This is a genomic window from Hoeflea sp., assembly GCF_984452065.1.
The window spans coordinates 24,150-31,422 of the sequence record NZ_CFHWAF010000045.1 but is presented as its reverse complement, the minus strand read 5'-3'; the positions used below and the strand labels follow the sequence as shown (position 1 = coordinate 31,422).

Annotated in this window: 8 protein-coding genes; 5 read left to right on the top strand and 3 right to left on the bottom strand. The window is 57.7% G+C overall.

Features of this window, described 5'->3' with window-relative positions:
- Both AC5E6N_RS10845 and AC5E6N_RS10840 read left to right on the top strand, forming a co-directional pair.
- A partial coding sequence (locus AC5E6N_RS10845; RefSeq protein WP_491747834.1) for a cytochrome d ubiquinol oxidase subunit II occupies positions 1 to 417 on the top strand: 417 nt, incomplete at its 5' end.
- Complete coding sequence (locus AC5E6N_RS10840) at positions 418 to 750, top strand: IS5 family transposase (RefSeq protein ID WP_491747833.1); 333 nt, start codon at positions 418 to 420, stop codon at positions 748 to 750.
- A 92-nt stretch (positions 751 to 842) separates the two neighbouring features.
- Here the strand turns inward: AC5E6N_RS10840 and AC5E6N_RS10835 are convergent, their stop codons facing one another.
- Positions 843 to 1,574, bottom strand: a complete 732-nt coding sequence (locus tag AC5E6N_RS10835) for an alpha/beta fold hydrolase (RefSeq protein ID WP_491747832.1) — start codon at positions 1,572 to 1,574, stop codon at positions 843 to 845.
- 72 nt (positions 1,575 to 1,646) lie between these two features.
- Positions 1,647 to 2,690, bottom strand: a complete 1,044-nt coding sequence (locus tag AC5E6N_RS10830; RefSeq protein WP_491747831.1) for a helix-turn-helix domain-containing protein — start codon at positions 2,688 to 2,690, stop codon at positions 1,647 to 1,649.
- A gap of 376 nt (positions 2,691 to 3,066) precedes the next feature.
- Here AC5E6N_RS10830 and AC5E6N_RS10825 point away from each other — a divergent pair, with 376 nt between their 5' ends.
- From AC5E6N_RS10825 to AC5E6N_RS10815, 3 genes are read left to right on the top strand one after another with little or no spacing between them, the layout of a single operon-like run.
- Positions 3,067 to 3,810: a 2OG-Fe dioxygenase family protein gene (locus AC5E6N_RS10825; RefSeq protein WP_491747830.1), complete on the top strand. Its 744-nt coding sequence runs from the start codon at positions 3,067 to 3,069 to the stop codon at positions 3,808 to 3,810.
- Positions 3,811 to 3,861: 51 nt separating this feature from the next.
- Positions 3,862 to 4,611 (top strand): class I SAM-dependent methyltransferase, encoded by a 750-nt coding sequence (locus AC5E6N_RS10820; protein ID WP_491747829.1) that lies wholly within the window; start codon positions 3,862 to 3,864, stop codon positions 4,609 to 4,611.
- Between the two features lie 59 nt (positions 4,612 to 4,670).
- Positions 4,671 to 5,297, top strand: coding sequence for a LysE family translocator (locus AC5E6N_RS10815; protein ID WP_491689500.1), 627 nt, complete (start codon positions 4,671 to 4,673; stop codon positions 5,295 to 5,297).
- A 167-nt stretch (positions 5,298 to 5,464) separates the two neighbouring features.
- Here AC5E6N_RS10815 and AC5E6N_RS10810 read toward each other — a convergent pair whose 3' ends face one another.
- Positions 5,465 to 7,234 (bottom strand): IlvD/Edd family dehydratase, encoded by a 1,770-nt coding sequence (locus AC5E6N_RS10810; RefSeq protein WP_491747828.1) that lies wholly within the window; start codon positions 7,232 to 7,234, stop codon positions 5,465 to 5,467.
- Between the last annotated feature and the right edge of the window lie 39 nt (positions 7,235 to 7,273).

The following is a 7,273-nucleotide window of genomic DNA, read 5'->3' as shown; positions in this document are numbered from 1 at the left end:
CTTGTCGGGTTCGCCGCCATATCGGTGGCAACCCCGCTGGTGTCGGAGCGGATCTTCGACAAATGGTTCTCGGTGCCCGAGGTGGTCCTCCTGGCGCCGTTGCCGATCATGGCGGGGCTGATTACCGTTCTTTTGTGGTGGGCGCTGCGTCATCTGCCCGACGGGGCCGATCGCTGGCGCCACATTCCCTTCGTGTCCGCCACCGTGCTGTTCATGCTGGCCTTCGCCGGGCTGGCCTACTCGTTCTACCCTTATGTGGTGCCGGAGCGGATGACGATTTATGAAGCGGCCAGCGCACCGGAGAGCCTGATGATCATTCTGGCTGGCGCCTTGGTGGTCATGCCCATGATCGGCGCCTACACGGCGCTCGCTTACATTGTCTTTCGCGGCAAGGCCCGTGACTTGCGCTATGACTAGATGTTCAGTCCCGGTCAGCGTGGTGATGTCACTCAGGCGCCTGCCCTTCTTAACGGACTTTCGGCCCGCCGGGTCTTGGCTGACAAGGCTTACGATTCCAATGCCTTACGCCAGCTCATTGTCGATATGAAAGCCGAGGCCGTCATTCCCTGTAACCCCACCCGAAAGCGGCTCATCCCGTATGATTTCCAGGCCTACAAGGCGCGAAATCTCATCGAAAGATGTTTTAACAAGCTTAAGCACTTTCGACGCATTGCAACGCGATACGACCGCAGAGCACTCAATTTCCTAAGCTTCATACAAATCGCAGCAGCTATGATCTGGATGCCGTGAATGTCGATTCAGCCTAGAGGGCATAATCTTCTTCGCGCAATTTCGGTCAACCTTCCGCCGGCATCACCGGCATGTCGCCGTTCATCGCAGCCTCATGGGCGTCCGGCTTTCACCAGGGCGTCGGCGAGCGCCTGCGGGTTGGAATACATCATCTCATGGCTGCCGTGGGCGTTCACCAGCCGGCACGGCGCGACCTTCTGGTACATGCGCGGGAAAAGCCCGTATTCGCCCACCGGAAAGACGACATCCTCCGTGCAGTTGACATAGGATTTGGCGATCGGCATTGCCGCGAACGCCTCAAGGTCGACCGGTTCCGACAACGGGCCGAACGGCTCGGCGCAGAGCTGTTCATAGGCCTTGCGGGCCACCGCTTCCTCGGCATCGCCAATAAAGGAGTCACGCCATACCTCCCAGGGCGCCATGATGGTATTGTCGGGCGATTCCGACGCCATGTGGGCAAACAGTCCGGCATAGTCGGGCGGCACGGCATCCGTCAGCGCGCTGCCGCTGTCGGCCAGGAGCGGCGATACCAAAACGAGCCGGCCGATGCGGTCGCCAAGCTGTTCGGCCGCCTTGCACACAACCGTGCCGCCCGCGCTGTGCCCGACCAGAACGATGCCCGACAAATCCTCGGCAGCGACGAATTGCGCCACCGAATCAGCATAATCGCGCATCGTCACATCGGTGCTCCGGCCGGGGCCGCGGCCGGGCAGGGTCGGGGCAAGCGCCCGATGACCCTTCGCCTCCAGATCGGCCTTAACCTCATCCCAGCACGCGCCCATATGCCATGAGCCATGAACAAGCACAAATACAAGTGTCGACATATCCCCCTCCCAAAACAGGATAATTGTTCGGGAGAGACTAGCTGCCGATAAACGGCTGCGCTTAGGCGGCTGTCACAAAGAGTTAGGCGCCCCGCACTCTTGCAGGCTTTCGCGCATGCTGGCAGCTATCTTGCAGGGCGACAGGCCGAAACGCGCCTTGAACGCAGCCGAAAAGCTCGAGACATGCGCGTAACCCACCTGATCGGCAACCTGTGACACGCTTAGCTGACCGGCCTCCAGCAGCCGCCAGGCCAGTTCCAGACGCTCGCCCGCGACGTAGCGCGATATCGTGACATTGAAGTGATGCCTGAAGCCATAGGACAATTTGTTGCGATTAAGCCCGACCATCCGCGCCAGGCGTTCAACGGACGGCACGTTGAGAATATCGCGATCGATATGCATCCGGGCCGTGTCAATGCGCTGCCAGTCGGCCTCGCGCATGAAAGGGGCACGCGGTTCCACGCTTCGTTCAAGCATCGCGTCAAAGGCTGCGCATAACAGCGCCTCGCTCTTGGCGCGAACGTAACGGGCGCGCAGGCTGCCGCCATAGGGATTGTCGAGGAGGTCGCGGACGGCCCTCAACGCTTCCGGCCGCTGGCCCAGCCGTTCGAAAAAGAAGCCGTCATCGTCGGCAATACCGGCCAGCACTGTGCCCGCCAATTCGGGTATCTCGCGCATGCGCCGGATCATCTGGTCACGATGCAGCGACAGGGTTACGCAAACCGAGTGCGCCTCGGGGCGGATGATATGTCCGCAATCGATCCCGTCGGGTTGATGGAAAACCCGCAGCTCGCTGCCCTTGAGGTCATAAGCGCCGTGCTGATCGAAAACGAAGGTCGCATCGGCGGCCAGGCAGAAATTGAACCGGATCCATCCTTCTCCGCGATAGCGCAACGCACCCGGCTGTTTCCAGTAACAACGGCTGACAATAAGGTTGCACCAGGGATCAAGCTCGACGAACTCGACCTGCCCGTCGCCCTCCATGCCGGAAAGGTTCAAGCGGATATCGCCGTCTCCAAGGCTTTCGGGCAAGCTGCCGGCAAAGACGGTCTCGCGCAACTGTTGCCCGTTGCCGGTCAGTGACAAAGCCGGCAGTTCCGGCAATTCAAGCATCATCGCACCATCCTCAAATCAACAAAACCCTGACGGCTAGACCCGGCAGCATAAACACAGTTGCCGGGATCATGGAACTGGCAGTTATAACCCAATCAAAATCAGTCGCTTAGAGCGAGTTGTGATTAGATTGATGCATTTGATGGCGGAAAATCGGTCCATTCGGCAAGGCGCGTCGCGCAGCGCGATGTGGTGCATCGGGCAAGCCGTTCAACGACGTCGACGGGCTGATTTGGTCCACCGAAGGCCGGATAAGCCGGTCAAATGGCTTAATATGATCGCCCGATGCTTGTCTAATAGAAGAAACATATCTTTTTGGTTGTTTTGAGAATACTCGTCATGTATATAAAACCTTTGCGAGCAACCGAGGAGAATGCAAGTGGATATAGTCATTCTGGTTGACACAGACCAACATCTCATTCCAAAGGAAGAAATTCGAACCCGCGGGTTTACGAACCACCCGCTACCGGTTGATCACGATGTTGCCACTGCACTGTCCAAATTGGCGCAAAAGGCGTGGGAGCTCCCTACGGACATTTACTATTCCACGGGCAAGCGATATCGGACATTCAACAAATACTCGGCCGAGGTTCTGGATGGCAAAATCAATATTCAGGCCAAAGACTTCGTTGAAGCCTACGTTCAGGATACTTACTACAACTCTGAACTGGGCGGTGTGGAACGCACTTACGAACAGATAGATCAGGAGATGGCTAGGGACGTTGGCCTATGTAAGATCATGGCGAATCTCATAGCCCGTCTACCAGGATCGCGTCCAGGGCAAACCTACGATGTGAACCTTCATATTATGCGCTACTGCGCGATGCAGAACCTTCCCTGCGAAACAAGTCCTCCGGGTTTTCACAAGGATGGTGAAAAGTACATCTCGGTTGTTCTCGTGGGCTGCTGCGGTTTGCGTGGCGGTCAGGTTCAAATCGCAGACAACGATATGAATAGCCTCGAACATTTAAACATGCGCCAGTCTGGCGAGTGCTACATCATCGATGACGATCTCGTTTACCACAAGCTAACGCCTGTCGAAGTCGGCGAAAACTGCGAATATGCATATCGGGACATTCTTCTGTTCGATTTCATGCCCCAGCACCCGATCGACCCTCAGTAACCGGCCGAAATTTGCCGGCCAACTGACCTGAGCGGAAAAGGGATGAATTGAATGGACGTTGAAACCTATCTGACACCGGAAAACTATGAGATCGAAGAGTGGTCTCGCCCGGATGAGATGGCTATGTTCAATCATTTCTGGACAGAGGCCCAGACCATATTGGACACACTCTGCAATGCAAGAGTTGCCGATATTTGCTGTGGAACAGGCATGTCCATGCTTGGAGTGGTGTCGCACCCAAACATAGCGTCAATTTCCGGAGTGGACATAGATCAAAAGAATGTCGACTTTGCCCGCAAACGCTATAAAGCGTTCGGCAAGTCCAAGTTCGAGTGTGCGGATGCCCAAGCCTGGCTGAGCAGCAACGACGGGTTTGATTTGCTGCTCCTCTCATCAGCGTATCACCATATTGAGCACACAAGACAGGGGGCTTTTGCCTCCAAACTCGCTCGCGCTCTGCGTCCGGGAGGGTATGCTGTGTTCGGCGAAAACATCGTTGCGGACTTTCCTTCACCGCTTTCCTCCGACTACAACACAGCAGTTCGTGAGTTTTACAAAGCCGCTAAGGCCGACGCCAAAGGAAGACGGCCTGACATTTCCGGATACATTTTGGAGCTGATAGACGAGAATGTGACATTGGCCTTGAAAGGGGAAGTAGAATTCAAGGTATGCGATCAGCACTTCCAGGCCGAGCTGACGTCTGCGGGATTTACCCTGGTCAAGAAGACCAAAGCCTGGCCGATGGATCGAGATCTTTCGGGCAAGGCGGGTAACTACATCTACGTCTTTCAGAAAAACTGATGGATCTGAATCAGTGAAAAGTCAGGCACCTTTAGACGCGACCGGTAGCTGGATGCGGCATGATTTCTGAAAGTCTATTTGTCACTTTTCTCGTTACAGCAACTCTTTATGGATACGTGCCCGGACCAGCTATGCTATACGTCGCTGCTCAAACAACCGCACGTGGTATCAACTATGGAATTCTAGCCTCTCTAGGCATTCACATCGGCACCTACGCACATGTTGTGGGAGCCGCTGTCGGCTTAAGCGTGCTGTTGCACTACTATCCCCAAGTCTATCTAGGACTGAAATTCGCCGGCGCCCTTTATCTGGTTTGGCTGGGCATTGGACTCTTCCGCTCTCCTTCGGTCGATGAAGATCAGTCCGCTCAATCTGAGGCGGGAAACCGGCGCCCTTTGCTGGAAGGGCTGGTGGTGGAAGTGCTGAACCCCAAAACAGGTTTGTTTTTTATTGCGTTTCTCCCCCAGTTCACACAGCCGGACAGCACAACACCAATTTGGCTACAGTTTCTTGTGCTTGGCACGATCGCCAATTTCATATTTTCATCGTCCGATGTGATGTGTGCACTTCTCGCAAACATAGTCGTCAAGAAACTTAGCCGATCGTCCAGGAAACAAGTTGCGTTCCGCGCACTTGCAGGTTGTTTACTTATTGCCTTGGGCGTCCATTTGGCACTTGGTGATTAATACGCTCATCTGGTCTAAGCGGCATACATGCTATAGCTGGACGATGGACAACAAAATCGGTAACAACGGCTGACAATAAGGTTGCACCAGGGATCAAGCTCGACGAACTCGACCTGCCCGTCGCCCTCCATGCCGGTCCGGTGTGTTCCCGACATCAATGCCCGACATCAATGATTGTCGCGGGGGAGGTTGCGGCCAACACGCTGATAGGCGGTGGCGAGCTCCAGGCAGCCGCCCTGGGCCAGCTGGCCGACATGGGTGCGGTAGATTTCCTGCCAGGGTGTCTGGTTCTCCAGGTCCGGCTCCGACCAGGTATCATGGCGGGCCTGCCATTCGCCCTCCGGCACAAGGGCGTTCAGTGTGCCGTTTTCGATGTCAAGCCGCACGGTGTCGCCCGTCTGAAGCAGGGCGAGACCGCCACCGACCGCCGCCTCCGGGGAGGCGTTGAGGATGGACGGACTTTCCGACGTGCCGGACTGGCGGCCGTCGCCCACGGTCGGCAAATGATTGATGCCCTTCTGGATCAGCGCGTCGGGTGGCTGCATGTTGACCACTTCGGCCGAGCCCGGATAGCCGACACAGCCGACATTGCGGATAAAAAGGATGGTGTTTTCGTCGATGCCGAGAGACGCGTCATTGATGCGCTCGTGGTAATCCTCCGGCCCCTCGAACACCACTGCGCGTGCGTCGAACACACCATCTTTGAGGAAGCGGCTGCGGAAATCGTCGGAGATGACCGAGGTCTTCATCAGCGCACTGTCGAACAGATTGCCTGACAGGACGATGAAACCTGCCTTCTCACGCAAGGGTTTGTCGACCGGACGGATGACGTCATGATCCTCGCTGCGCGCGCCGTTCAACGCTTCCAGGACCGGCTTGCCCAGGGCGGTCATGACATCGCCATGCAGATGGCCCGCGGCCAGCAGCTCGCCCATCACAGCCGGTACACCACCGGCACGGAAGAAACTTTCCCCCAGATACTCGCCCGCCGGCTGCATGTTGACCAGCAACGGCAGGTCGAAGCCGATCGTCTGCCAGTCGCTCACATCCAATTCCACACCGGCATGGCGGGCGATGGCCTGCATGTGTGGCGGGGCGTTGGTGGAGCCGCCGATCGCGGTGTTGACGCGTATCGCGTTCTCGAATGCCTTGCGGGTCAGGATGTCGGAGGGCTTGAGGTCTTCATATGCCATGCGGACGGCCCGCCTGCCGGTCTCGAAGGCCATCGCCATGCGCTCGCGGAACGGGGCCGGAATGGCCGACGACCCGGGCAGGGTCATGCCCAGCGCCTCGGCCATGGCATTCATGGTGGAGGCCGTGCCCATCGTGTTGCAGTGGCCGAGCGAAGGCGCCGCGGCGCAGGTCCTGTTCATGAACTCCTCATAGTCGATCCTGCCTTCGGCAAGCAGGCGCCGGGACTCCCAGATGATGGTGCCGGAGCCGGCGCGCCTGCCCTTCCACCAGCCGTCCAGCATCGGCCCGCCATTGAGCACGATGGCCGGTATGTCGACCGTGGCCGCCCCCATCAGCATGGCGGGCGTGGTCTTGTCGCAACCGGTGGTCAGCACCACCGCGTCGATCGGGTAGCCGTGCAGCACCTCCACCAGGTTGAGATAGGCGAGGTTGCGGTCGAGCGCCGCGGTCGGGCGCTTGCCGGTCTCCTGAATGGGATGGACGGGAAACTCCATCGGGATACCGCCGGCATCGCGAATGCCGGCCTTGACGCGCTCCATCAGGAAAAGGTGGATCTTGTTGCACGGCGCCAGATCGGAGCCGGTGTTGGCGATGCCGATGACCGGCCGGCCGGACTGCAGCTCTTCACGCGTGAATGCCTGATTCTGATAGCGTTCGACATAGAGCGCCGTCATGCCCGGGTTGTTCGGATTGTCGAACCATTCCTGTGAACGGAATCGCTTGTTGGCGCGTGTTGATGACATGGCGGAGGCTCCCTGGAACGGATTTCTGTCCTTTGCGGC

Excerpts from the sequence above, each read along its gene's own strand:
- AC5E6N_RS10840 (WP_491747833.1), top strand. The coding sequence starts at position 418 with ATGTTCAGTCCCGGTCAGCGTGGTGATGTCACTCAGGCGCCTGCCCTT.
- AC5E6N_RS10835 (WP_491747832.1), bottom strand. The coding sequence starts at position 1,574 with ATGTCGACACTTGTATTTGTGCTTGTTCATGGCTCATGGCATATGGGC.
- AC5E6N_RS10830 (WP_491747831.1), bottom strand. The coding sequence starts at position 2,690 with ATGATGCTTGAATTGCCGGAACTGCCGGCTTTGTCACTGACCGGCAAC.
- AC5E6N_RS10820 (WP_491747829.1), top strand. The coding sequence starts at position 3,862 with ATGGACGTTGAAACCTATCTGACACCGGAAAACTATGAGATCGAAGAG.
- AC5E6N_RS10815 (WP_491689500.1), top strand. The coding sequence starts at position 4,671 with ATGATTTCTGAAAGTCTATTTGTCACTTTTCTCGTTACAGCAACTCTT.
- AC5E6N_RS10810 (WP_491747828.1), bottom strand. The coding sequence starts at position 7,234 with ATGTCATCAACACGCGCCAACAAGCGATTCCGTTCACAGGAATGGTTC.